Annotated in this window: 20 protein-coding genes and 2 pseudogenes; 13 read left to right on the forward strand and 9 right to left on the reverse strand. The window is 62.9% G+C overall.

Annotated elements, in window-relative coordinates:
• Nucleotides 1-66: 66 nt before the first annotated feature.
• Nucleotides 67-801 (reverse strand): flagellar biosynthetic protein FliO, encoded by a 735-nt coding sequence (locus FJ979_RS27470; protein ID WP_181168436.1) that lies wholly within the window; start codon nucleotides 799-801, stop codon nucleotides 67-69.
• 244 nt (nucleotides 802-1,045) lie between these two features.
• Between FJ979_RS27470 and FJ979_RS27475 the strand changes: the two genes are divergently transcribed.
• On the forward strand, nucleotides 1,046-3,622 hold the full coding sequence (locus FJ979_RS27475; protein ID WP_140515292.1) for a response regulator: 2,577 nt from the start codon (nucleotides 1,046-1,048) through the stop codon (nucleotides 3,620-3,622).
• Nucleotides 3,623-3,677: 55 nt separating this feature from the next.
• Here the strand turns inward: FJ979_RS27475 and FJ979_RS27480 are convergent, their stop codons facing one another.
• Entirely contained in the window at nucleotides 3,678-4,304 is a 627-nt protein-coding gene (locus FJ979_RS27480; protein WP_140584350.1) for a TetR/AcrR family transcriptional regulator, read from the reverse strand.
• Nucleotides 4,305-4,354: 50 nt separating this feature from the next.
• Here FJ979_RS27480 and FJ979_RS27485 point away from each other — a divergent pair, with 50 nt between their 5' ends.
• From FJ979_RS27485 to FJ979_RS27495, 3 genes and pseudogenes are all read left to right on the forward strand, one after another.
• Nucleotides 4,355-5,197 carry an oxidoreductase gene (locus FJ979_RS27485; protein ID WP_140584351.1) on the forward strand — a complete coding sequence of 281 codons (843 nt, stop codon included), beginning with the start codon at nucleotides 4,355-4,357 and terminating at the stop codon, nucleotides 5,195-5,197.
• Nucleotides 5,198-5,279: 82 nt separating this feature from the next.
• Nucleotides 5,280-5,399 (forward strand): annotated as a pseudogene (locus FJ979_RS27490) (IS5/IS1182 family transposase); the annotation flags it as partial.
• 156 nt (nucleotides 5,400-5,555) lie between these two features.
• Entirely contained in the window at nucleotides 5,556-6,278 is a 723-nt protein-coding gene (locus tag FJ979_RS27495) for a DeoD-type purine-nucleoside phosphorylase (protein ID WP_140515295.1), read from the forward strand.
• 70 nt (nucleotides 6,279-6,348) lie between these two features.
• On the opposite strand, the gene FJ979_RS27500 is transcribed toward FJ979_RS27495, so the two are convergent.
• Nucleotides 6,349-6,654 (reverse strand): ribbon-helix-helix domain-containing protein, encoded by a 306-nt coding sequence (locus FJ979_RS27500; RefSeq protein WP_140498878.1) that lies wholly within the window; start codon nucleotides 6,652-6,654, stop codon nucleotides 6,349-6,351.
• A gap of 246 nt (nucleotides 6,655-6,900) precedes the next feature.
• Here FJ979_RS27500 and FJ979_RS27505 point away from each other — a divergent pair, with 246 nt between their 5' ends.
• From FJ979_RS27505 to FJ979_RS27515, 3 genes are all read left to right on the forward strand, one after another.
• Entirely contained in the window at nucleotides 6,901-7,296 is a 396-nt protein-coding gene (locus tag FJ979_RS27505) for a VOC family protein (RefSeq protein ID WP_140498876.1), read from the forward strand.
• A 72-nt stretch (nucleotides 7,297-7,368) separates the two neighbouring features.
• The gene (locus tag FJ979_RS27510) at nucleotides 7,369-7,899 is read left to right on the forward strand and encodes a gluconate 2-dehydrogenase subunit 3 family protein (RefSeq protein WP_140515296.1); all 531 of its coding nucleotides are present in this window, start codon (nucleotides 7,369-7,371) and stop codon (nucleotides 7,897-7,899) included.
• A gap of 47 nt (nucleotides 7,900-7,946) precedes the next feature.
• Nucleotides 7,947-9,518 (forward strand): GMC family oxidoreductase, encoded by a 1,572-nt coding sequence (locus FJ979_RS27515; RefSeq protein ID WP_140564484.1) that lies wholly within the window; start codon nucleotides 7,947-7,949, stop codon nucleotides 9,516-9,518.
• Between the two features lie 66 nt (nucleotides 9,519-9,584).
• Here the strand turns inward: FJ979_RS27515 and FJ979_RS27520 are convergent, their stop codons facing one another.
• The gene (locus FJ979_RS27520; protein ID WP_140498872.1) at nucleotides 9,585-9,983 is read right to left on the reverse strand and encodes a hypothetical protein; all 399 of its coding nucleotides are present in this window, start codon (nucleotides 9,981-9,983) and stop codon (nucleotides 9,585-9,587) included.
• A gap of 313 nt (nucleotides 9,984-10,296) precedes the next feature.
• Here FJ979_RS27520 and urtA point away from each other — a divergent pair, with 313 nt between their 5' ends.
• The 6 genes from urtA (at nucleotide 10,297) to FJ979_RS27550 (ending at nucleotide 16,481) form a co-directional block, all read left to right on the forward strand.
• A complete protein-coding gene (urtA, locus tag FJ979_RS27525; RefSeq protein WP_140498870.1) occupies nucleotides 10,297-11,607 on the forward strand; it encodes an urea ABC transporter substrate-binding protein in 1,311 nt (436 codons plus the stop codon).
• Nucleotides 11,608-11,713: 106 nt separating this feature from the next.
• On the forward strand, nucleotides 11,714-13,330 hold the full coding sequence (urtB, locus tag FJ979_RS27530) for an urea ABC transporter permease subunit UrtB (protein ID WP_140584352.1): 1,617 nt from the start codon (nucleotides 11,714-11,716) through the stop codon (nucleotides 13,328-13,330).
• Nucleotides 13,327-14,556 (forward strand): urea ABC transporter permease subunit UrtC, encoded by a 1,230-nt coding sequence (urtC, locus tag FJ979_RS27535; RefSeq protein ID WP_140584353.1) that lies wholly within the window; start codon nucleotides 13,327-13,329, stop codon nucleotides 14,554-14,556. The genes urtB and urtC overlap by 4 nt, the downstream gene beginning before the upstream one ends.
• Nucleotides 14,557-14,562: 6 nt before the next feature.
• Nucleotides 14,563-15,309 carry an urea ABC transporter ATP-binding protein UrtD gene (gene urtD / locus FJ979_RS27540; RefSeq protein ID WP_140584354.1) on the forward strand — a complete coding sequence of 249 codons (747 nt, stop codon included), beginning with the start codon at nucleotides 14,563-14,565 and terminating at the stop codon, nucleotides 15,307-15,309.
• A 69-nt stretch (nucleotides 15,310-15,378) separates the two neighbouring features.
• Nucleotides 15,379-16,074, forward strand: coding sequence for an urea ABC transporter ATP-binding subunit UrtE (urtE, locus tag FJ979_RS27545; protein WP_140525360.1), 696 nt, complete (start codon nucleotides 15,379-15,381; stop codon nucleotides 16,072-16,074).
• Between the two features lie 230 nt (nucleotides 16,075-16,304).
• A complete protein-coding gene (locus FJ979_RS27550; RefSeq protein WP_140498860.1) occupies nucleotides 16,305-16,481 on the forward strand; it encodes a hypothetical protein in 177 nt (58 codons plus the stop codon).
• Nucleotides 16,482-16,532: 51 nt separating this feature from the next.
• On the opposite strand, the gene FJ979_RS27555 is transcribed toward FJ979_RS27550, so the two are convergent.
• From FJ979_RS27555 to uvrA, 5 genes and pseudogenes are all read right to left on the reverse strand, one after another.
• Nucleotides 16,533-17,684, reverse strand: coding sequence for a GGDEF domain-containing protein (locus FJ979_RS27555; RefSeq protein ID WP_140525359.1), 1,152 nt, complete (start codon nucleotides 17,682-17,684; stop codon nucleotides 16,533-16,535).
• Nucleotides 17,685-17,796: 112 nt separating this feature from the next.
• Nucleotides 17,797-18,054 (reverse strand): annotated as a pseudogene (locus tag FJ979_RS33190) (hypothetical protein).
• 138 nt (nucleotides 18,055-18,192) lie between these two features.
• Entirely contained in the window at nucleotides 18,193-19,005 is an 813-nt protein-coding gene (locus FJ979_RS27565; RefSeq protein ID WP_140515303.1) for a DUF72 domain-containing protein, read from the reverse strand.
• A 42-nt stretch (nucleotides 19,006-19,047) separates the two neighbouring features.
• Nucleotides 19,048-19,518 (reverse strand): GNAT family N-acetyltransferase, encoded by a 471-nt coding sequence (locus FJ979_RS27570; protein ID WP_140498852.1) that lies wholly within the window; start codon nucleotides 19,516-19,518, stop codon nucleotides 19,048-19,050.
• Nucleotides 19,519-19,546: 28 nt separating this feature from the next.
• A complete protein-coding gene (gene uvrA / locus FJ979_RS27575; RefSeq protein WP_140498850.1) occupies nucleotides 19,547-22,468 on the reverse strand; it encodes an excinuclease ABC subunit UvrA in 2,922 nt (973 codons plus the stop codon).
• Nucleotides 22,469-22,874: the final 406 nt, after the last annotated feature.

Here is a 22,874-nt window from a genome sequence, read left to right on the forward strand (position 1 = left end):
CTTTTTTCAGAACCCGGGCGATGCGCATAACCCCGGTCGGTTTTTCGGACCGGGCGCAAGCGCTGCTCACCTTTTCTGGCTGGAGAGTTCGCCCAGAAGCCTGGTCATCTCATCGTCGAGCGACGGCGGTGTTTTTGCCACCGGCTTGGTCGCCGGACTGCTCGAGCGGGGCTGGTCGAGCGAAACCTCGAGTTCCTTCATCAGCGTTTCATCGATGCTTTCCTGCCCCGGCGGTGGTGAAGCCGGCGGCGGGGCATGCCGGACGGCATTGACGTTTGCGGAGCCGTAGGAAGGCAGCGGCGTGACATTGGTCGGCTGATAACCCTGCGCCGCCGGCTTCGGCACCGGCTCCGGAGCGCGCTGGCGGGCGGGCGCTGCGCTCACCGGCTGCGGAGCAGGTGCCTGTCTCGCCGGCGCCGGGGTGGGCTGAGGCGGACGCGGCTTTGCCACCGCGACAGGCTGCTGCGAACCGCCATCTCCGGTCAGCGCGGGACGGCGTGGCGCAGAAAGGCGGATGTCACGCTCGACGACGACATCGGTCGGGCCGCCGATCAAAAGCAGATGCTCGATGTCGTCGCGGCGCACCAGCACCAGGCGGCGATGGCTGTCGACGGCGGTGGCGTCCATGACCGCAAGCCGCGTCTTGCGGTTCCGGCCGCCCGCGACAAAGGTGCCGAAGGTCAGGTTGCGAACGAGTTTGACGATGATGAGGACGATGACCAGCAGGACCAGCGCCGCGAAGGTCCACAGCAGTGCCGCTACATAGCCGGGGCCCGCTACGCTATCCAGCCATTGCAGCATTGGTTCCCCCTGATCGGTTTGGAAGTGACGCGACACTAGACCGTTGCGGCGGGCTACCGCAAGTTGCCTTTCACGCTTCATGAACAGCTTGAAACACTGGAGGGCTGGCCGACGTCATTTTTATCTGACATTTGCCGCCCGGGCCTTTTCGGGACCAGGAGAATATGATTCAACCCGACAGGGGCGGGCGTCGGCACACATTGCGGCGAGTATCGGAACACCGGACTTCAAGAGCAGGGGGCACATGGCCAAGGAAACGCGCGGCGATTTCTATCCGGTACCGATCGTCGATCAGAACACGCGGCCGGGCGCCGTTACCCGGCTCGTCATCTTCATTGCCGTCCTGACGGGGGCCGCGATCGTTTTCGGCCTGTTTCGCGAGCGGCTCGGCGACCCTTTCCTGCTGGGCATGCTCGGCGTGCTGGCGATGATCGGCGTCGGCTTCCTGTTCGCCACGGCGATCGGCTTCGTGCAGATCACTCCGCGCTCGACGGGCGACGAACTGTCGAAGGCATTCGTCGATTCGATGTCGCAGGGTCTTCTGGTCACGGACACCAAGGGCCGCGTGGTCTATGCCAACCGCGCCTATGCCGACATGACCGGAGCCTCTTCCGCGGCCGACCTGAAGACGGTCGAAGGGCTGCTTTCGGATGTTCCGGAAGCTTCGGTCACCATCTACCGACTGGCCTCCGGCCTGCGTGACGGCCAGCCGGGCGACGGCGAGTTCCGGCTCGCGCAGTCGATCAAGCCTGGCGCTGAGCCAGGCGCGCGCTGGTATCGCGCCCGCGCCCGCGCTTTCAGCGTGCCGGGCCAGCGGCCGCCGATGCTCGCCTGGCAACTTGCCGACATTTCGCAGGAACGCGCCGAGCAGGAGCGTTTCTTCCTGGACCTGCAGAAGGCGATCGATCATCTCGACCACGCGCCCGCCGGCTTCTTTTCCGCCGACCAGGAAGGCCGCGTCACCTATATCAACGCCACGCTCGCCGAATGGCTGGGCATCGACCTTGCCAGCTTCACGCCCGGCGCCGTCTCCCTGCCGGAGATCGTCGCCGGCGACGGCATGGCGCTGGTGCGCTCGGTCAAGGCCGACCCCGGTACGACGCGCAACGCGGTCATCGATCTCGACCTCACGACAATGACGGGCGAGGCGCTGCCGGTGCGCTTCATGCATCGCGTTTCAGCCAGCCGCGAAGGCCTCAACGGTCCGACGCGCACGATCGTGCTCAACCGCACGCAAGGCGAGGACGCCTCGGCGGACCTGCGCGCTTCGGAAGTGCGGTTCACCCGCTTCTTCAACTCGACGCCGATGGCGATCGCCGGCGTCGACGCCAGCGGGCGCATCCTGCGCACCAATGCGCCATTCCTTTCGCTGTTTTCATCGGTCGTCGACCGGGACGCCGTCGACCGCCGCATGCGGCTCGACACGGTCATCCACGAACGTGACCGCCCGGCCTTTGCCGCGGCCTTCGAAAAGGCACGGCAGCGGCAGGCCGATATCGAGCCGATCGACACGCTCCTGCCCGGCAATGAGGAGCGCCACATCCGTTTTTACGTCAATGCGGTCGCCGACGGCACAGGCGGCGAGGGGGCCGAGGAGTCGGCCATCGTCTACGCCGTCGAGACGACGGAGCAGAAGGCGCTCGAAGGGCAGATGGCGCAAAGCCAGAAGATGCAGGCCGTCGGCCAGCTTGCCGGCGGCATCGCACACGACTTCAACAATGTGCTGACCGCCATCATCATGGCGTCGGACCTGCTTCTGACCAATCATCGGCCGTCGGACCCATCCTTCCCCGACATCATGAACATCAAGCAGAATGCCAACCGGGCAGCCTCGCTGGTGCGGCAGTTGCTGGCCTTTTCGCGCAAGCAGACGCTGCGGCCGGAAGTGCTGAACCTTACCGACGTGCTCGCCGATCTCAGGATGTTGCTCGCCCGTCTGGTCGGCAACGACATCAAGCTGAAGATCGACCACGGTCGCGATCTTTGGCCGGTCAAGGTCGATATCGGCCAGTTCGAGCAGGTGGTGGTCAACCTGGCGGTCAACGCGCGCGATGCAATGCCGGCGGGCGGCGACCTCACGGTGCGCACCCGCAATGTGACCGCCGAGGAGTGCAAGACCTTTCCCTACCGGGAACTCACTCCGGCGGACTATGTGGTGGCCGAGGTCGAGGACACCGGCAGCGGCATCGCGCCCGACGTGCTGAAGAAGATATTCGAACCGTTCTTCACCACCAAGGAGGTCGGCAAGGGCACCGGCCTTGGCCTGTCCATGGTCTACGGCATCATCAAACAGACCGGCGGCTTTATCTTCTGCGATTCCGAGGTCGGCAAGGGTTCGGTCTTCCGCATCTTCCTGCCGCGCCACATCGCCGAGGCAAAGAAGGCAGGCGAACCCGGGGAAGCACCGGCAGCGGTGCCTGCCAAGTCGGCAGAGACAGGCAAGGATTTGTCCGGGTCGGCCACGGTGCTGCTGGTCGAGGACGAGGATGCGGTGCGCATGGGCGGCATGCGGGCACTGACCTCGCGCGGCTATACCGTGCACGAGGCGTCCTCCGGAGTCGAGGCGCTGGAAGTGTTCGAAGCGCTCGGCGGCAAGGTCGACATCGTGGTTTCGGATGTGGTGATGCCGGAGATGGACGGGCCGACGCTGCTCGGCGAACTGCGCAAGCGCCAGCCGGACATCAAGTTCGTCTTCGTGTCCGGCTATGCCGAGGATGCATTCGCCAGGAACCTGCCGGCGGACGCGCATTTCGGATTCCTGCCGAAACCGTTTTCGCTCAAGCAGTTGGCAACGATCGTCAAGGACATGCTGGAGTCTTAGGCCGTGAACCCGTAACTCGGTAAATGGCCGAGATTGGCGGTTCCCGAACGGCAGCTTAGGAGGCGGAATCGCCGAATAGCGGCCGTTCAGCAAATCCGAGCAGCAAGGTTTTTGCGATTTCTCGCGCCTTCCAGGCAAGCGCCTCATCCGGCAGTTCGCCGGCGGTCCAGAATGACAGGACCCCACGAAAGGCAAATGCGAGCTGTTCCGGCAGACTGCGCAGCGCCTCCTGCCTGCTGGCTGCGATCAAGCCTTCGCCCGCTCCAAGGGCCAGCGACCACAAGGTTGTGGAGTGCGCCAGGACCTTTCCGGGGGACGGGCCGGCCGTGCCGATCCATCCCATCACGGCCCGGTTAATCCCCGGCTCCTCCAGCATCACCTCGACCGCCGTATCGATGGCCAACAGCACGCGGCCTGCGGCATCGGCAGGCGGTGACATCCCGGCAAAGCGCTGGACCATCGTATCGATCCGCCGCCCCGAAAGGGCATGCATGATCGCGGCCTTGCTCCCGAACTGATTGAACGGCGTCGCGAAACTGACTCCGGCTTCGGTGGCGAGGTCGCGCATCGAGAAACCGGCCTTACCCTGTCGGAGCAGTCGCTCCGCCGCATCGATCACACGCCGGCGAAGCGGCTCACCCCGCGTGGCGGTCGGAGCAACCTTGGTCTTGTTTGGTGTCATGCTGTTATCTATATCATGATATAGTTTTCAATCATAGCCCGGAGTGAACCATGACTTCCACCCCTAAGACATTCCTCATCACCGGTGTCAGCTCCGGGCTGGGGCGAGCATTTGCAAGAGGCGCGCTTGAAGCGGGCCATCGGGTGATCGGCACCGTGCGGCGGGAAGCCGACGCCGAGATCTTCGCCGCGCTCGCGCCCGATCGCGCCCACCCGCTCTTGCTGGACGTGACCGATTTCGAGACGGTCCCGGCGGCTGTCACCGCGGCGGAACGGCAGGCGGGTCCAATCGACGTGCTGGTGAACAACGCCGGTTACGGCCATGAGGGCGTGCTGGAGGAGTCGTCCCTGGACGATCTCCAGCGCCAGTTCGCCGCCAACGTCTTCGGGCCCGTCGCGATGATCAAGGCGGTGCTGCCGGGCATGCGCGAGCGGCGTCGCGGCCATATCATCAACGTCACGTCCATGGGCGGCTTCATCACCATGCCCGGGATCACCTTCTATTGCGGAAGCAAATTCGCGCTCGAAGGCATTTCCGAAGCGCTCGGCAAGGAAGTGGCAGGCTTTGGAATTCGGGTGACGGCGCTCGCTCCCGGCCAATTCCGCACGGATTGGGCCGGACGCTCGATGGATCGCACGCCGCGCAGCATTGCCGACTATGACGCGGTCATGGACCCGATCCGCGCCGCGCGACAGGCCAAGAGCGGCAACCAACCGGGCGATCCGGCCAAGGCCGCGCAGGCGTTGCTCGTGCTGGTCGATGCCGCGAACCCGCCGGTACGGCTGTTCCTGGGCGACGATGCGCTGGGGCTGGTCGACCAGAAGCTCGACGCGATGCGGAGCGAAATCAGCGCGTGGGAGGAGCTTTCGCGATCAACCAGCTTCGCATCATGAGCGCTTGGAGTGCGTCGGCTGATGAAGACGCGCCGCGCGTTTTCATCAGCCTGCAATTGGGGCGGCTCGGCCTGACTGCCGGCCGAACATCCCGCCGAAGAGCAACCAAGTGAAGCCTTGCTTCAGCGGGCGGCTCTATCGCGAGCGCAACCTGATCGAGCGGTTCTCCTCCAAGCTGAAGCACTTCCGGCGTGTCGCCACCGCTACGACTTTGATAGAGTCGCCGACCGGTTTAACTCTTTGTTTTCGTGATATTGTCGTCCTGAAACGAAGTTTCCGTGTATTAGCGTTCCCGAATGCCTCTTGCGCAATACCGCGACAAGGCCATGATTGTGGATGAAACGGCAGGGACGAGCTGTTGACGCCACACATCGAAGCCAGCAAGGGTGACTACGCCGACATTGTGCTGTTGCCGGGCGACCCCCAGCGCGCCGAATGGATGGCCATGACATTCCTGGAGGCCCCACGCTGCATCAACCGCCGGCGCGGTGCCCTTGGCTTCACTGGCCTGTTTCGTGGTCAGCCGGTCAGCATCCAGGCGACCGGCATCGGCGTATCCTCCTTTCTGATCTATGCGCATGAGCTGCTGGACGGCTACGGTGTGCGGACTTTGATCCGTACCGGCACCTGCGGCGGGCTGACCGCTGAGGTAAAACTACGCAGCCTCGTCATCTCGCAATCGGTGCGGCCCGAAAGCGCCCGAAGCGGTCAGGTTTTCGGCCTCTATGACGCTGCAGCCGGGCCGGACCCGGCGCTGTTTGCTCGCGCATTGGCGAAGGCGGCCGAACTCGGCATCGACCATCGTGCCGGGCTGACGGCATGCAGCGACGTCTTCCACCATCCGCAGGGACGCGCCCGTTTTGCCGATGCGCAGGCAGCCGGCGCGCTGGCCGTGGACATGGAGACCAGTGCGCTCTATCGCATTTCCAGGCATTTCGGGGCCCGTGCGCTATCGATCTGCACGGTGGTCGACGATATCGACAGCGGCGAACAGACCCAATATGCGGAACGCCAGGATCTTTTTACCGACATGACGCGGCTGGCGCTGGAAATCGCCGCCGCCGATCGGCCCGGTGCGTGATAGGCCCGCCGAGCCGCCCCAGTTCCTGATGCATTCCGAACACAAAGCCGGGGGGCACTTTTCTGGATCTTCAGGCGGCTTCCCATTTCGGCGGCATCTGGTCTTCCATGCCCGGCCGGTGGCTGCGCAGATAGAGCGCGCAGGTGGTGCGCAGCATGGAGGCGAAGTTGGGAATCTCGCCATTGATCTCGATGGCCTCGTCATAGAGTTTCGAGATGAATTTCGGCGTCGTCAGGTCCTGGCTTTCGGCGATTTCGTCGAGCAGTGCCCAAAACGTCGCCTCAAGCTGGATGCTGGTCGAATATCCGTCGATGCGGATCGACCGGTTGATCTGACGATAACCTTCGGGGTCCTGGGCCGCAAATACCCTGCACATCCGACAACCTCCCACGTTCGTTGATTTTTGGCGTTGATTTTGGGTGGACAGATGCTTTTGCCGCCAGAGGCGACGCGGCCTTTGTCCCCGACAGCATTCTCCGGCAAAATCGGCTGAACAGCAATCGGACTTTCGTCCTTGCGATTGTCAGGCGAGTCGATCTTCGGAGCGTGGTAACCGGCTGCCACCATCTTTTGCCGTCGCCGCGCATAATCATCTTCGAAGCATCGAGTGGCGAGGACTGATTTGGCGAAGGCAATCCACACCATGATCCGGGTTCTCGACGAGACCCGCTCCGTCGATTTCTACAGAAATGCCTTCGGCCTCGATGTCGCCGAAAGGCTGGATTTCGACACGTTCACGCTCATCTACCTCAGCAATGCCGAGACGCAATTCGAAGTCGAACTGACCGTGAACAAGGGTCGGCAGGAGCCTTATGCGCTTGGCGATGGCTACGGCCATCTCGCGGTTTCGGTCGTCGATCTCGACGGCGAGCACGACCGGCTCGGCGCGCTCGGCCTCAACCCGAAGAAGATCGTCGAATTCAACCGTGACGGTTCGCTGATCGCACGCTTCTTCTTCATCGAGGATCCGGACGGCTACAGGATCGAGGTTCTGCAACGAGGAGGCAGGTTCCAGTAGAGATGGCGGCCGCGTGTGCGCGGCGCCAGCCAAGGCATCCCGTGGATGCAACCAGCAAGCAGGGAGGAAAATATGGTCACGATCTATGAAAGCAGGCCCGGGCTTTCGCGGCGCGAGCTTCTGAAGCGCGGCGGCGTCGGAGCCTTGCTCGTCATTTCCGGCAGCGCGGTCATCAGCCCGGAACATGCCTGGGGCCTCGAAACGTCGGCGCTGAAGCCGGAGACGATGGCGACGCTGATCCAAATGGGGCGGGACGTCTACCCGCACGATCAGCTTCCCGACAAATATTACGCCATCGCGGTCAAGAGCCATGACGATCAGGCCGGCAAGGATGCCGCACATAGGGATCTCATCGAGAACGGCATCGCCGATCTCGACAAGAGGTCCGGCAAGGGCGGCTACCGGAACCTTGGTTGGGAGGATCAGCGTGTCGCAGTGCTGAAGCAGGTCGAAGCCACGCCTTTCTTCCAGGCGGTGCGCGGGGGCCTCGTCGTCAGCCTCTACAACCAGAAGGAGGTCTGGCCGGTCTTTGGCTATGAGGGCGAATCCTATTCCAAGGGCGGCTATATCGCGCGCGGCTTCGACGACATCGAGTGGCTCTGAGCCGCTCCTCTCGCCACCCAGCAAAATCGAAATCATGGGAGGAAACCATGGCAGCAGCATTTGATCTGAAAAACGACAATTTGGTCGTCATCATCGGCTCGGGAGCCGGCGGCGGCACACTCGGCAATGAACTCGCCCAGAAGGGCATCGACGTCGTGATCCTGGAGGCCGGCGCTCGCCACGAATTCGACGACTTCATCAATGACGAGTGGGACTCCTTTGCCCAACTCGCCTGGAAAGACAAGCGCACGACTTCGGGCGACTGGCGCGTAGCCAGGGATTTTCCGAACCTGCCGGCCTGGATCGTGAAATCGGTCGGCGGCTCGACCACGCACTGGGCCGGCGCTTCGCTGCGCTTCCAGGAGCATGAGTTCAAGACCGCCTCGACCTACGGCAAGGTGGAGGGCGCGAACCTGCTCGATTGGCCGGTGACACTGGCCGAGATGGAGCCTTATTACGCCAAGGCCGAAGCCAAGATGGGCGTCACCGGCACCAATGACTGGCCGAGGCTGCCGGGCAACAATAATTTCAAGCTGTTGAAGGCTGGCGCCGACAAGCTCGGCTACAAGGAATGCCACACCGGCAACATGGCGATCAATTCGGTCGAGCGTGACGACCGGATGTCCTGCCAGCAGACCGGCTTCTGCTTCCAGGGCTGCAAATGGGGCGCCAAATGGTCGACGCTCTACACCGAGATCCCGAAAGGCGAAGCGACAGGCCATCTCGAGGTGAGGCCGAACGCCATGGCCGTCAAGATCAACCATGACGCCTCGGGAAAGGTGACCGGCGTCGTCTATGCCGACAAGGACGGCAAGCTGCAGGAGCAGAAGGCCCGCATCGTCGCCGTCGCCGGCAATTCGATTGAAAGCCCGCGCCTGCTGCTCAATTCGGCTTCGAGCAAGTTCCCTGACGGCCTCGCCAATTCATCGGGGCAGGTGGGCAAGAACTACATGCGCCACACCACCGGCTCGGTTTATGCCATCTTCGACAAACCGGTGCACATGTATCGCGGCACCACGATGGCCGGCATCATCCGCGACGAGGCGCGGCATGATCCATCGCGCGGTTTCGTCGGCGGCTACGAATTCGAGACGCTTTCGCTCGGCCTGCCGTTTATGGCGGCCTTCCTCGATCCCGGCGCTTGGGGCCGCTCCTTCACCACCGCACTCGACCACTACGACCACATGGCAGGGCTGTGGATCGTCGGCGAGGACATGCCGCGCGAAGAAAACCGCATCACGCTGCATGCCGACGAAAAGGACGAGCACGGCATGCCGATCGCCGATGTGCATTTCGACGATCATCCCAACGATACGGCGATGCGCGATCATGCCTACAAACAGGCCACGGCGCTCTACGATGTGGTTGGAGCGACGCGTACTTTCCCGACGCCGCCTTATCCTTCCACCCATAATCTCGGCACAAACCGGATGAGCGAGAAGGCGGCCGAAGGCGTCGTCAACAAGCACGGCCAGACGCACGACATCAAGAACCTGTTCGTTTCCGACGGCAGCCAGTTCACGACAGGCGCGGCCGAGAACCCGACGCTGACGATCGTCTCGCTGGCGATCCGGCAGGCCGATTACATCGCCAGCCAAATGTCAGCGAGAAGCATCTAGTTCCACCTCCCGACTGCCTGCTGGCGCGGAGCCCCGACCGGGGTTCCGCGCCATTTTTCTCGACTTTCAGCCCTTGGTGCAGGTCGAGGCGGTGAAGGCGCCGTCGGGCTGTCTCATGATGATGTCGAACGAGGGCGGGCCCTGACCATCCAGAGTTGCCTGAGTGAGGGACAACGAGTTGCCGCCGGCGGTGTAGCCGCCGAGCGGTCCCAGCCAGGAGATCACCCCATTTGCGTCCATCTGGTAATTGTAGCCCTGCTGGGCGGTCCCGAAGGTGACTGGGCCGGTATAGACGTTTCCCTTGATGGTGATGTCGCCGAGGTTGAGGAACATGCCGAGCAGGTAGACCTCGCAATGATAAATGCCGTCGGGCATCTTGCCGTCGCTGAAGTCGGCTCGCGCCGCCCCGGTCGCCGCCGCCAGAAACAATAGGCCGGTAGAGATGCGTGAAATTCCGGATGCCATGACGTCGCTCGGTTGAGGGGCGAACTTGCCCCATTTGTGTGCCGTACCGCAATATTTGTCGCGTGCGGCCCGCTTCCGGAGATCAAAATCTAGGCATTTGGAGAAATTGGACGAAAATTAGGCAAAAACCGTGTGCGCTGCGCAAATTTCCCTCAACCAATTTTTAACCGGCCCTCACGCTTTCTCTAAGCACGATATGTCAATCCACTGATAATATTGAGCATTAACTCCTTCCACGAAACCGCCTCGGCGATTGGCATGGGGGTTGCTTCGTAGTGTTGCGTTGCAATCAATCAGCTTGGGAGTGTCAGGCATGAGGGGTAATTTCTCGACAATAACAAAAATGTTTTCGGCGGGCGTGGTCGCTGCCGGCCTGTCGATGTCGGCGCCCGCGAAGGCGGCCGACGACACGATCAAGGTCGGCATCCTCCATTCGCTGTCCGGCACGATGGCGATTTCGGAGACGACGCTGAAGGATGCCATGCTGATGCTCATCGACGAGCAGAATGCCAAGGGCGGCCTGCTCGGCAAGAAGCTCGAAGCGGTCGTCGTCGATCCGGCGTCCAACTGGCCGCTCTTCGCCGAGAAAGCGCGCGAGCTGATCTCCAAGGACAAGGTCGCGGCGGTGTTCGGCTGCTGGACCTCGGTGTCGCGCAAATCGGTGCTGCCGGTGTTCTCGGAACTCGACAACATCCTGTTCTATCCAGTCCAGTATGAGGGCGAGGAGAGCGAGCGCAACGTGTTCTATACGGGCGCGGCGCCGAACCAGCAGGCCATTCCGGCCGTCGACTATCTGATGAGCGAGGATGGCGGCTCGGTGAAGCGATGGGTGCTGGAAGGCACCGACTATGTCTATCCCCGCACCACCAACAAGATCCTCGAGGCCTATCTGAAGGCCAAGGGCGTCGCGGCGGAAGACATCATGGTCAACTACACGCCGTTCGGTTTCTCGGACTGGCAGACCGAAGTCTCGGCAATCAAGAAGTTCGGTTCGGCCGGCAAGAAGACCGCCGTCGTCTCCACCGTCAACGGCGACGCCAACGTGCCGTTCTACAAGGAACTGGGCAACCAGGGCATCAAGGCCGAGGACATCCCGGTCATGGCCTTCTCGGTCGGCGAGGAGGAGCTTGCCGGTCTCGACACGGCGCCGCTGGTCGGCCATCTCGCCGCCTGGAACTACTTCGAGAGCGTCGACACGCCCGAGAACAAGAAGTTCATCGCCGACTGGCACAAGTTCATCAAGAACGACAAGCGCACCACCAACGACCCGATGGAGGCCCACTATATCGGCTTCAACATGTGGGTGAAGGCGGTCGAGAAGGCCGGCACCACCGATCCGGACAAGGTGATTGACGCCATGGTCGGCGTCTCGGTGCCGAACCTGACCGGCGGCTATTCGACGATGATGCCGAACCATCACATCACCAAGCCGGTGCTGATCGGTGAAATCCAGGCCGACGGCCAGTTCGAGACGGTCTCGCGCACGCCGGGGCTGGTGATGGGCGACGAGTGGTCGGATTACCTGCCCGACTCCAAGGACTTGATCTCCGATTGGCGGGCGCCTCTGTCCTGCGGCAACTTCAATGTCGCCACCGGCAAATGCGGCGGCAAGGGCACAAACTGATCCTCCCGGGCTGGACCTTCAGGTCCATGCCCATGACCGCGAGCGTCCGGACGGTTCCTTCGCCGTCCGGACGTCCAACTCAACCCTGAAGAGTCGCCTGACGCCGATGAACCTTTTCCGCGCACTTGGCCTGACACTGCTGTTCTTGCTGGCGACGCTGTCGTCATCGGGCGCCGGCGAAGCCGATCTGCGTGGCATCATCGCCAAGTTCGCCGCCGCCAAGGGTTTTTCGGAGACGGGAGCTGTCGTTCACGACCTGGCGGCGACCGGCGATCCGGCAGTGGAGCGGCCTCTTGCGGCACTCGCCGATGGCAATCTCTACATCCACAAGATCGATTCCCTGGTCTTCGTCGGCAAGGAAGGCGGCGAACGGGTCCAGCTTTTCGACCCGCTGAGCGGTGAGCCATCCGGTGAAGCAGCCAAGGACGACATCACCAAGATCAAGGTCAACAACACGCTGCGCCGCACCATCCGCGATGCGCTGGGCACGCTGACGCTTGGCGCCAAGGATCCGGCCGTGCGGCTCGCCGCCGCCGACACCATGTTCAAGACGCCCGATTCCGCAAACATCGAGCCGCTCGACGCTGCGATCGCCAATGAGACGGTCGCCAGTGTCAAGACCTTGCTGGAACAGGCTCGTGCCGCGTCGATCCTGAGCTCGGATCGGCCTGATGCCGACAAGCTCGCGGCAATCGCCCTGATCGGCGCGCGCGGCGACCGCGATGCGGTATCGCTGCTCACCTCGGCAGGGGCCAATGCCTTGGGCGCAGTGCAGGAAGCCGCGACGGCGGCTATCGCCAACATCAATTCGACGCTGGCCCTGTGGGACGCCGGACAGAACATCTGGTATGGCATTTCGCTGGGCTCGGTGCTGCTGCTGGCAGCGATCGGGCTTGCCATCACCTTCGGCGTCATGGGCGTCATCAACATGGCGCATGGCGAGATGGTGATGCTCGGCGCCTACACGACCTTCGTCGTCCAGCAGGTGATCCGCACGTCGTTTCCCGGCCTGTTCGACTGGTCGCTGGTCATCGCGCTGCCACTTGCCTTCCTGGTCGCGGGGCTTGTCGGCCTCGCCATCGAGCGCGGCATTATCCGCTTCCTCTACGGCCGGCCGCTGGAGACGCTGCTGGCGACATGGGGCGTTTCGCTGATCCTGCAGCAGGCAGTGCGCTCGATCTTCGGGCCAACCAACCAGGAGGTCGGCAATCCCTCCTGGATGTCGGGTTCGTTCGATGTCGGCCAGCTTGCCATCACCTGGAACCGGCTCTGGATCCTGGTCTTCGCGCTTAGCGTCTTTGCCGTGCTGCTCTATGTGATGAAGCGCACCCCCTGGGGCCTACAGATGCGCGCCGTCACCGCCAACCGCCGCATGGCCGCCTCCATGGGCATCAGGACGCCACGGGTCGACGCGCTGACCTTCGCGCTCGGCTCCGGCATTGCCGGCATTGCCGGCGTGGCGCTCAGCCAGATCGACAATGTCTCGCCCAATCTCGGCCGTGGCTACATCATCGACAGTTTCATGGTCGTCGTCTTCGGCGGCGTCGGCAATCTGTGGGGCACGCTGGTCGGCGCCTTTTCGCTGGGCATCGTCAACAAGTTCCTGGAACCCTATGCCGGCGCCGTGCTCGGCAAGATCGTCGTGCTGGTGCTGATCATCCTGTTCATCCAGAAGCGCCCGCGCGGCCTGTTCGCGCTCAAGGGCAGGGCGGTGGAAGCATGATGTCGGGACGCTTCTTCGCCGCGGGCGCGGACCGCCGCATCGCCATCACCATCCTCATCCTGCTGGCGGCGGCCATCATCGTGCCGCTGCTCAATCTTGCGGTATTACCGACGAGCGCCTTCTACATTCCGCCCTATATCGTGGCGCTGACCGGCAAATATCTCTGCTACGCGCTGCTTGCCTTGGCGCTCGATCTTGTCTGGGGCTATTGCGGCATCCTCTCGCTCGGCCACGGCGCCTTCTTCGCGCTCGGCGGCTACGCGATGGGCATGTATCTGATGCGCCAGATCGGCTCGCGCGGCGTCTATGGCAATCCGGTCCTGCCTGATTTCATGGTGTTCCTGAACTACAAGGAACTGCCCTGGTTCTGGACCGGCTTCGACCATTTCTGGTTCGCCGCGATCATGGTGCTCGCGGTGCCTGGCCTGCTCGCCTTCGTCTTCGGCTGGTTCGCCTTCCGCAGCCGCGTCACAGGCGTCTATCTCTCGATCATCACACAGGCGATGACCTATGCGCTGCTGCTCGCCTTCTTCCGCAACGACATGGGCTTCGGCGGCAACAACGGCTTGACCGATTTCAAGGACATTCTGGGCTTCAACGTCCAGGCCGACGTGACCCGCTCGGCGCTGTTCGCGGCCAGCGCGGTGATGCTTGCGCTCGGCGTCTTCGTCACCTGGGCGATCGTCGGCTCCAAATACGGCAAGCTGCTGATGGCGGTGCGCGATGCCGAAAGCCGCACCCGCTTCCTCGGCTGGCGGGCTGAGAATGTGAAGTTGTTCGCCTTCACGGTTTCAGCTGTCATGGCCGGCGTCGCGGGCGCGCTTTACGTGCCGCAGGTCGGCATCATCAATCCGGGCGAATTCGAACCCTCCAATTCGATCGAGGTGGTGATCTGGGCCGCGGTCGGCGGGCGCGGCACCATCATCGGGCCGATCATCGGTGCGCTGCTGGTCAACGCCGGAAAATCCTGGTTCACCGGCGTGCTGCCTGAACTGTGGCTGTTCGCACTCGGCGGCGTGTTCGTCGCCGTGACGCTGCTCTTGCCGAAAGGCATCATCGGCATGTGGGATAGCTGGCGCGGCAACGCCAAGGCGCTGCGCGCGGCATCGTTGGCCGAGGAGGCCGGCGCCGATGGTGAAATCGCGCCGTCCAAAGTCGTGCAGGCGGCGGCCAGAACACCCGGCGAATGGTCCTCGTCCAGCCTCGAACCACAGCCGGCGGAGTAACGAGCGATGTCGAAGTCGAACACCATTCTCTATCTCGACGGCGTCTCGGTTTCCTTCGACGGCTTTCGCGCCATCAACAATCTGTCGCTGGTGCTGGACAAGGGCGAGATGCGCGCCATCATCGGCCCCAACGGCGCCGGCAAGACCACGATGATGGACATCGTCACCGGCAAGACACGGCCCGACGAGGGCGAGGTGTTCTTCGACGGCCAGGTCGATCTCACCCGCCATGACGAGGCCGAGATCGCCATGATGGGCATTGGCCGCAAATTCCAGAAGCCGACGGTTTTCGAAAGCCACACCATCGAGGAAAATTTGATGCTGGCGCTGAAGGGGCCGCGCTCGATCTTCCCGGCGCTGTTCCATCGACGCTCGCCCGCCGAGACGCGGCGGATCGATGACATCCTCGGGACCATCCGGCTCGGCGACAAACGCGACGAGCTCGCCGCCTATCTCAGCCATGGGCAGAAGCAGTGGCTGGAGATCGGCATGCTCCTGGCGCAGGACCCGAAGCTGCTGCTGGTCGACGAGCCGGTCGCCGGCATGACCGACGCCGAAACCGAGGAAACCGCGCGCCTGCTCAAGGAGATCGCCCGCGACCATTCAGTGATCGTCGTCGAGCATGACATGCATTTCGTGCGCGAGCTCGGCGTCAAGGTCACCTGCCTGCATGAGGGCTCGGTGCTTTCAGAAGGCACGCTCGATTTCGTATCTGCCGATGAACGCGTCGTCGAAGTCTATCTGGGGAGATGAGCATGGTTTGGCGGGTGCAATTCCATCGCTTCGATCTTGCCTTCCTTCGGTTCTGGAGAAGGCGCTGACATGCTCGAAGTTTCCGATGCCACGCTCCACTACGGCGCCGCCCAGGCGCTGCGCGGCGTGTCGCTGAAGGCGGGCGCCGGCAAGATCACTTGCGTGCTCGGCCGCAATGGCGTCGGCAAGACCAGTTTGATGAGATCGATCGTCGGCCACCACAGGCTGACGAGCGGAAGCGTTGCCTTCGAGGGGAAGGCGCTCGACCGGAGCGCGGCGTATGACCGCGCCCGGTCGGGCATCGCATTCGTGCCGCAGGGTAGGGAGATCTTTCCGCTGCTCAGCGTGCGGGAAAACCTTGAATCAGGATTCTCGCCCCTGAAACGGGCCGACCGCAACGTGCCGGCGCATGTCTTCGAATTGTTTCCGGTGCTCAAGCAGATGCTTGGCCGCCGCGGCGGCGATCTCTCCGGCGGCCAGCAGCAGCAGCTCGCCATCGGCAGGGCGCTGGTGATGCGGCCCAAGCTTCTGGTGCTCGATGAGCCGACGGAAGGTATCCAGCCGTCCGTTATCAAGGACATCGGCCGCGCCATCCGCTATTTGCGCGACCAGGTCGGAATTGCGGTTCTTCTCGTGGAGCAATATCTCGACTTCTGCCGCGAACTCGCCGACGAGGTCAACATCATGGACCGCGGCCAGATCGTCCATACTGGTCCTGCCGAAGATCTCGACCGGGCGGATGTCAGGAAGTTCCTGACGGTGTAAATCCATCTCCTGATGAAAGATTGCTCAATCTTTCTTCAACACCCGCTGGCACGCTCAATACTACATGCTAGTCTTCTGATGGCTTTGTGAGTCGGCCGCTTCCGTATCAGTCTGGTTTGTCGCAGATCGAGGTGGGCGACGGGCAAGTTCCGCGCAAGCATGCGTTCCTAGCATCCTCCCTGCGATCTCTGTCGTTCAACGCGTTTGGGCATACAGGCCAAGGGGCAGCCATGGAACGTTACGTCGAGGACTACCAGAAGCGGCGGCTCACAGAGCGCGTCGACATCATCACAGCCATCAACATTCTGAAGTCCCAGGGCTATGACCACGACGAGCTGATCGAGGAGATCACCAAGGTCTTCTATGTCGACCTCGATGCCTTCAATGAAATTGTCATGGCGGCGTAAAAGCCGCATTCGGCCATTCAACAATGATGGGCACGGCATTGATGCGCTTGGTCAGCTAGCGCGCCGGAATGGAGAGGCGGTGACGCGGTTGCGGCCGCCGCGCTTGGCGGCATAGAGCGCCTTGTCGGCGGCGCTGAGCACCTTGTCGAAGCTCAGGCCCTCTTTGGTGCCGAAAGCAAAGCCGGCGCTGACGGTGCACGTCAGGGGACCGTTCTCGGTGTCGATGCGGCGCGCGGCGAATGAGGTTCGTATCGCCTCGGCCGTGTTTTCCACTGTTTCGGGCAAAGTCCGCTTCAACACCACCGCGAACTCCTCGCCGCCCATGCGCGCGGCGACATCGGTGGGGCGAAGGTTGCCGGCAAGCTCCTTGGCGAACACTTTCAGCACCTCATCGCCCGTCGCGTGGCCGAACTGGTCGTTGATGGCCTTGAAGCTATCGAGGTCGAACACGACCACGGCGGTGAAGGCGCCGACGGGAGAATCGCCAAAGAGGTCGAACAGCGCGCGGCGGTTGAGCAGCCCGGTCAGCTGATCCGTCAGCGCGTTGCGGCGATGATGCCCCGCCAGACGCCCCTGGTTGAGGGCCAGCGACAAGGCGCCGATGCCGGTCATGCTGGCGATGACGACGATGAGGCTGAGATCCTCGGCCCAGTTCCTTGGCGCATGGCTCAGGATCAGCTTGCCGTCCCATGCCAAAACCGTCGCGCAGAGCAGGAAGGACATGGCGGTCGCCGAATAGAGTGCGGCGGCGCCGATGGTAAGCGCTGGGGCCTCGGCGCGGCCCTTCCAGTATTCGGCGGCGGTTGCGAACAGGAGCAGGGCCGCGAACAGATTCTCGAACATGAAGCCGAGCCCGTCATAGCCGAGAGCCATGGGCGGCAGCGCCACTGCCAGCGAAATGCCGCTGCCGATCAAAACTCTGGGGATCGGCGAGCCGCCGCTTCTGAATTGGTATGCGGCGCCCAGCATCATGGAGAAGCCGACCAGCAGCAAGGTGAAGGTGGCGATGCCGAGGCCGCGCCTGGGCGCGTCGATATAGGCGTCATAGGTGAAGACCTCGCCCACCACCAGCATGGCGCTGAGCGCCCAGGTGAGCAGGAACTTGTCGGTGCGGGCGGTGAGCCATGTGCCGAACAACGTCAGGCTCAGGCAGGCAGCGGAGAAACCGACCGCCAGCAGAAGTGAGTTGTAGTCGAGCGACATGCCCCTCGTTCCTTGCCCGCGACGACCCTGCAGCCTGACGTTGCTGGAGTCATGACGCAAGGAAGTGTCGATAAGGTTACGATCGCGGCGAAAAAGCCAAGCTTGCACGGCGTTAGAGGACTACCGCCGACAGGAGCAGAACGGCACCGACCGCCATCATCAGCAGACCCGGCCAATTCTGTGACACGCCTAGGAAACCGAGGCCGCGGCGGCGTGGCTCAAGCGTCGGGGCCTACGTTGCGAGATTTGGCATCCGTCGATCCGAAGCTGCAGGTGCCGGATCGCTGAGCCGTCCACGCCTGAGAGCTGCGCCCGCCGTATACACAACGCCGGCGACGATGAGAAACGCACCGATAAGGATGACAGCCATCCTTCCTCGCTTTTCTGCTGGTTTTCCCGCGCGGGAACCCGCCACCAAGGCAAAACGACGATGACGCCTTGAGGTTCCGACAGAGGCTGTTGACGCCGGCAATTCATGCAAATGGAAATAGCCGCAGAGGCTTGCCGCTTAGCTGGTTTCTGTCACTCGCTTCATCAGCGCCATGGCGCCGAAGGGCGCGCGCACCTTGCCCTCGGTGATGAAGTAGACGAACACGTCGCGCGGTTGCACCGGCGCGTCGGTAGCAGGGTCGGCGCGCCGCAAATCGGCCGGCTGCTTGCCTTCCGCCCAGACCTTGGCCCGCGCCGCCCATTCATCGAGGCCTTTTGGCGTGTAGCAGTCGGGATTGTCATCCGAGCCGGTCTGCAGCCGCGCATAGATGAAATCGCCGGTGATATCGGCGATATCAGGATATTTTGCGTGATCGGCATAGACGATGGCCGCCTTGTATTTGCGCGCGAGCGCCGGGAATTCCGGCACGATGAAACTGTCGTTGCGAACTTCGAGCGCGTGGCGCAACGCGACACCGTCTTGGCTTTCCGGCAACAACTTCAGAAACGCCTCGAAATCGTCGGGATCGAATTTCTTTGTCGGCGCGAACTGCCAAAGGATCGGTCCAAGCTTGTCGCCGAGCGCGGCGACGCCGGAGCCAAGGAAACGCATCATCGATTCACCGGCTTCGCCCAGCACGCGGCGGTTGGTGACGAAGCGGTTGCCCTTCAGCGAGTAGACGAAACCGTCGGGGGCCTCATTGGCCCATTTGACGAAGGTCGGTTCCTTGAAGCTGGAATAGTAGGTGCCGTTGACCTCGATGCTCGGTACCTGCCGGCTGGCGTATTGCAACTGCTTGGCCTTGGGGAGTTTTTCCGGGTAGAAGGACGTGTCCCACGGCTCGAAGGTCCAGCCGCCCATGCCGGCGCGGATTGTTCCCGATTTGCTCATTGTCGTCCTCCCGTTTCAGAAATCTGGCCGCGTTCAGAAAAATCAGGCCGCCGTGACCTCGTCGACCGGCTTGGCCATGTCGACGAGCACCCATCCTGGCCGGTAGGGATTGGGCCGGCGACCCGTTTCGCGATAGCCGTAGGCCAAATAGAGCGCGATGTTGCGCTCCATTTTCGCATTGGTGTAGAGCCGCACCTCCGGCACGCCCCACAGGCGCGCCTGCTGATCCGCATGTTTCAACAATGCGATGCCGAAGCCCTTGCCCTGAAATCCTGGCGCCACCGCGACGGAGAAGATCATCGCGTGGTCTTCGTGCCGCTCCAGGACGATCAGCCCGGCCAGGTCGCCGCCGCTCTCCAGCAGCCAGGCCTCGCCGCGTTCGATGCGTGGCGCATAGTCTTCGGTGACCGGGATCGGCGGCGCGCCCAACAGCGCGGTGTAGGGTGCGTAGGCATCCGTGGTCAGAGTCATGACGGCGGTGACATCCGGGGCGAGGGCTTTCCTGATCTTCATTCCGGAGATTCCCAACGCCAGCCCGCCATCACTCCGCTGCTTCGCGCTTGCCTCCGGGGCGTCGCTCCAGCAATTCCTTGAGGAATTGGCCGGTGTAGCTGCGTTTTTCGCGCACGATCGCTTCCGGCGTGCCGGAGGCGACCAGTTCGCCGCCGCCATCGCCACCCTCGGGGCCGAGGTCGAGCACCCAGTCGGCGGTCTTGATCACTTCGAGATTGTGCTCGATGACCACCACCGTGTTTCCCTGGTCGACCAGTTCGTGCAGCACTTCCAGCAGCTTGGCGACATCGTGGAAGTGCAGGCCGGTTGTCGGCTCGTCGAGAATGTAGAGCGTCTTGCCGGTCGCCTTGCGCGACAGCTCCTTGGCGAGTTTTATCCGCTGCGCCTCGCCGCCCGACAACGTGGTTGCCTGCTGGCCGATATGGATGTAGCCGAGGCCGACCTGCTTCAGCGTGTCGAGCTTGTCGCGCACACCGGGCACCGCGGCGAAGAAATCAACGCCTTCCTCGACTGTCATGTCGAGCACGTCGGCGATCGACTTACCCTTGAACAGCACGTCGAGCGTCTCTCTGTTATAGCGCTTGCCGTGGCAGACGTCGCAGGTGACGTAGACGTCGGGCAGGAAGTGCATCTCGATCTTGATGACGCCGTCGCCCTGGCAGGCCTCGCAGCGGCCGCCCTTGACGTTGAAGGAGAAGCGGCCCGGTTGGTAGCCGCGCGCCTTGGCTTCCGGCAGGCCCGCGAACCAGTCGCGGATCGGCGTGAAGGCGCCGGTATAGGTGGCGGGGTTGGAGCGCGGGGTCCGTCCGATCGGCGACTGGTCGATGTCGATGACCTTGTCGAGGAATTCCAGGCCCTCGATGCGGTCGTGCTCGGCCGGATGCTCGCGCGAGCCCATGATGCGGCGCGAGGCCGCCTTGAAAAGCGTTTCGATCAGGAAGGTCGATTTGCCGCCGCCCGATACGCCGGTGACGGCGGTGAAGGTGCCGAGCGGAATTTCGGCGGTGACGTTCTTCAGATTGTTGCCTCGCGCGCCGACGACTTTCAGGCGGCGGTTCTTCTTCGCCTCGCGGCGAACCGCTGGTGTCGCCACTTCGAGCTCGCCCGAAAGGTATTTGCCGGTGATCGAATTCGGGTTGGCCATCACCTGCTGAGGCGTGCCCTGGGCAATGATTTCGCCGCCATGGATGCCGGCGGCCGGGCCGATGTCGACGACGTAGTCGGCATGCAGGATGGCGTCCTCGTCATGCTCGACCACGATGACCGTGTTGCCGATGTCGCGCAGGTGCTTCAGCGTGTCGAGCAGGCGTGCATTATCGCGCTGGTGCAGGCCGATCGACGGTTCGTCCAGCACGTAGAGCACGCCGGTGAGGCCGGAGCCGATCTGCGATGCCAGCCGGATGCGCTGGCTCTCGCCGCCCGACAGCGTGCCGGAATTGCGCGACAGGGTGAGATAGTCGAGGCCGACGTCGTTGAGGAAGCGCAGCCGCTCGCGGATTTCCTTGAGCACGCGCACGGCGATCTCGTTCTGCTTGTCGTTGAGCTGCGCCGGCAGGTCGGTGAACCACTGGTCGGCCTTGCGGATCGACTGTTCGGTCACTTCGCCGATGTGCTTGCCGGCGATCTTCACCGCCAGCGCTTCCGGCTTCAGCCTGTAGCCACGACAGGCCGGGCAGGGGGTGGCCGACATGAAGCGCTCGATTTCCTCGCGCATCCAGGCGGATTCGGTCTCTTTCCAGCGCCGCTCGAGGTTGGGGATGACGCCCTCGAAGGTCTTGGTCGTTTTGTAGGAGCGCAGGCCGTCATCATACTGGAAGGTGATCTCGCGCTCGCCGGTGCCGCGCAGGATGGCTTCCTGGGCTTCCCTGCTCAAATCCTTGAACTTGTCGCCGAGCTTGAAGCCGTAAGCCTTGCCGAGCGCCTCCAGCGTCTGCACGTAGTAGGGCGAAGTCGATTTCGCCCATGGGCTGACGGCGCCATCGCGCAGCGAGACGTTCTCGTCGGGAACGACCAGATTGGGATCGATGGCGCGCTGGCTGCCCAGCCCGTCGCAGGTCGGGCAGGCGCCGAACGGGTTGTTGAACGAGAACAGCCTGGGCTCGATCTCGGGAATGGTGAAACCGGAGACCGGACAGGCGAATTTTTCCGAGAACAGGATGCGCTCATGCGTCTCGTTCTTCGACTTGTTGACCGAATCCTCGCCCGTCTGACTGGCATCGAGCGGCTTATCGGCGAACTCCGCCACCGCCAGCCCCTCCGCGAGCTTCAGCGCGGTCTCCATGGAATCGGCAAGGCGCGTTGCGAGGTCGCCACGCACGACGATGCGGTCCACGACCACGTCGATGTCGTGCTTGTATTTCTTGTCGAGTGGCGGCACATCAGCGATCTCATAGAAGACGCCGTCGACCTTGACGCGCTGAAATCCCTTTTTCTGCAGCTCGAGCAATTCCTTGCGGTACTCGCCTTTGCGGCCGCGCACGATCGGCGCCAGGATGAACAGGCGCGTGCCTTCCTCGACCGCCAGCACGCGATCGACCATCTGCGACACCGTCTGGCTCTCGATCGGCAGTCCGGTGGCGGGCGAATAGGGTACGCCGACACGCGCGAACAGAAGCCGCATGTAGTCGTATATCTCGGTGACGGTGCCGACCGTCGAGCGCGGGTTCTTCGAAGTGGTCTTCTGCTCGATGGAGATGGCCGGCGAAAGGCCGTCGATCTGGTCGACATCCGGCTTCTGCATCATTTCGAGGAATTGCCGCGCATAGGCCGACAGGCTCTCGACATAGCGGCGCTGGCCTTCGGCATAGATGGTGTCGAAGGCAAGCGACGATTTGCCGGAGCCCGACAGGCCCGTCATGACGATCAGGCTGTCACGCGGCAGGTCGAGATCGACATTCTTCAGATTGTGTTCGCGCGCCCCGCGAATGGAAAGATATTTATGGTCGGCCATTGCCGGTCGCCGCCTCAGATCTGGAATTTGTGGGATCGGCGGGTTTTCCCCGGCCGTCCCCTATGTAGGTATTTTTGCCGCCGCGTCGAGAGACGCCACAATTCTCGACCAAGTCGTTTAACCGTCTTTCGCACGAACGGGCAAGCGGAAAGAACAAAGACCGAACACGCTCCTGACAAAAGCGGTGGAGCAGGCGGCGTGGTTCCCATCAGGGGATATCTCGCTCGATCACATTTTTTCCGATCGGACATCGAGCGGTTGACGTCCCTGGCTGAGGGGAGCAGACTCCACACGTCAATGAAGCCGGCTGTCTTTCGATGGCCTCGCCGCCCAAAGGCGGTCTGCGAGACGCCGCGGGCTATTGCGATCAGTGCTTCTGACGACGATTGTCGCAATGGACACAGGA

The organism is Mesorhizobium sp. B1-1-6 (assembly GCF_006443035.1).
Taxonomy (GTDB): domain Bacteria; phylum Pseudomonadota; class Alphaproteobacteria; order Rhizobiales; family Rhizobiaceae; genus Mesorhizobium.

Excerpts from the sequence above, each read along its gene's own strand:
- FJ979_RS27510 (WP_140515296.1), top strand. The coding sequence starts at position 7,369 with ATGGTCACGATCTATGAAAGCAGGCCCGGGCTTTCGCGGCGCGAGCTT.
- urtE (WP_140525360.1), top strand. The coding sequence starts at position 15,379 with ATGCTCGAAGTTTCCGATGCCACGCTCCACTACGGCGCCGCCCAGGCG.
- urtD (WP_140584354.1), top strand. The coding sequence starts at position 14,563 with ATGTCGAAGTCGAACACCATTCTCTATCTCGACGGCGTCTCGGTTTCC.
- FJ979_RS27480 (WP_140584350.1), bottom strand. The coding sequence starts at position 4,304 with ATGACACCAAACAAGACCAAGGTTGCTCCGACCGCCACGCGGGGTGAG.
- FJ979_RS27555 (WP_140525359.1), bottom strand. The coding sequence starts at position 17,684 with ATGTCGCTCGACTACAACTCACTTCTGCTGGCGGTCGGTTTCTCCGCT.
- urtA (WP_140498870.1), top strand. The coding sequence starts at position 10,297 with ATGAGGGGTAATTTCTCGACAATAACAAAAATGTTTTCGGCGGGCGTG.
- FJ979_RS27550 (WP_140498860.1), top strand. The coding sequence starts at position 16,305 with ATGGAACGTTACGTCGAGGACTACCAGAAGCGGCGGCTCACAGAGCGC.
- FJ979_RS27520 (WP_140498872.1), bottom strand. The coding sequence starts at position 9,983 with ATGGCATCCGGAATTTCACGCATCTCTACCGGCCTATTGTTTCTGGCG.
- FJ979_RS27515 (WP_140564484.1), top strand. The coding sequence starts at position 7,947 with ATGGCAGCAGCATTTGATCTGAAAAACGACAATTTGGTCGTCATCATC.
- uvrA (WP_140498850.1), bottom strand. The coding sequence starts at position 22,468 with ATGGCCGACCATAAATATCTTTCCATTCGCGGGGCGCGCGAACACAAT.
- FJ979_RS27500 (WP_140498878.1), bottom strand. The coding sequence starts at position 6,654 with ATGTGCAGGGTATTTGCGGCCCAGGACCCCGAAGGTTATCGTCAGATC.
- FJ979_RS27485 (WP_140584351.1), top strand. The coding sequence starts at position 4,355 with ATGACTTCCACCCCTAAGACATTCCTCATCACCGGTGTCAGCTCCGGG.
- FJ979_RS27570 (WP_140498852.1), bottom strand. The coding sequence starts at position 19,518 with ATGAAGATCAGGAAAGCCCTCGCCCCGGATGTCACCGCCGTCATGACT.
- FJ979_RS27565 (WP_140515303.1), bottom strand. The coding sequence starts at position 19,005 with ATGAGCAAATCGGGAACAATCCGCGCCGGCATGGGCGGCTGGACCTTC.
- urtB (WP_140584352.1), top strand. The coding sequence starts at position 11,714 with ATGAACCTTTTCCGCGCACTTGGCCTGACACTGCTGTTCTTGCTGGCG.
- FJ979_RS27475 (WP_140515292.1), top strand. The coding sequence starts at position 1,046 with ATGGCCAAGGAAACGCGCGGCGATTTCTATCCGGTACCGATCGTCGAT.
- FJ979_RS27470 (WP_181168436.1), bottom strand. The coding sequence starts at position 801 with ATGCTGCAATGGCTGGATAGCGTAGCGGGCCCCGGCTATGTAGCGGCA.
- urtC (WP_140584353.1), top strand. The coding sequence starts at position 13,327 with ATGATGTCGGGACGCTTCTTCGCCGCGGGCGCGGACCGCCGCATCGCC.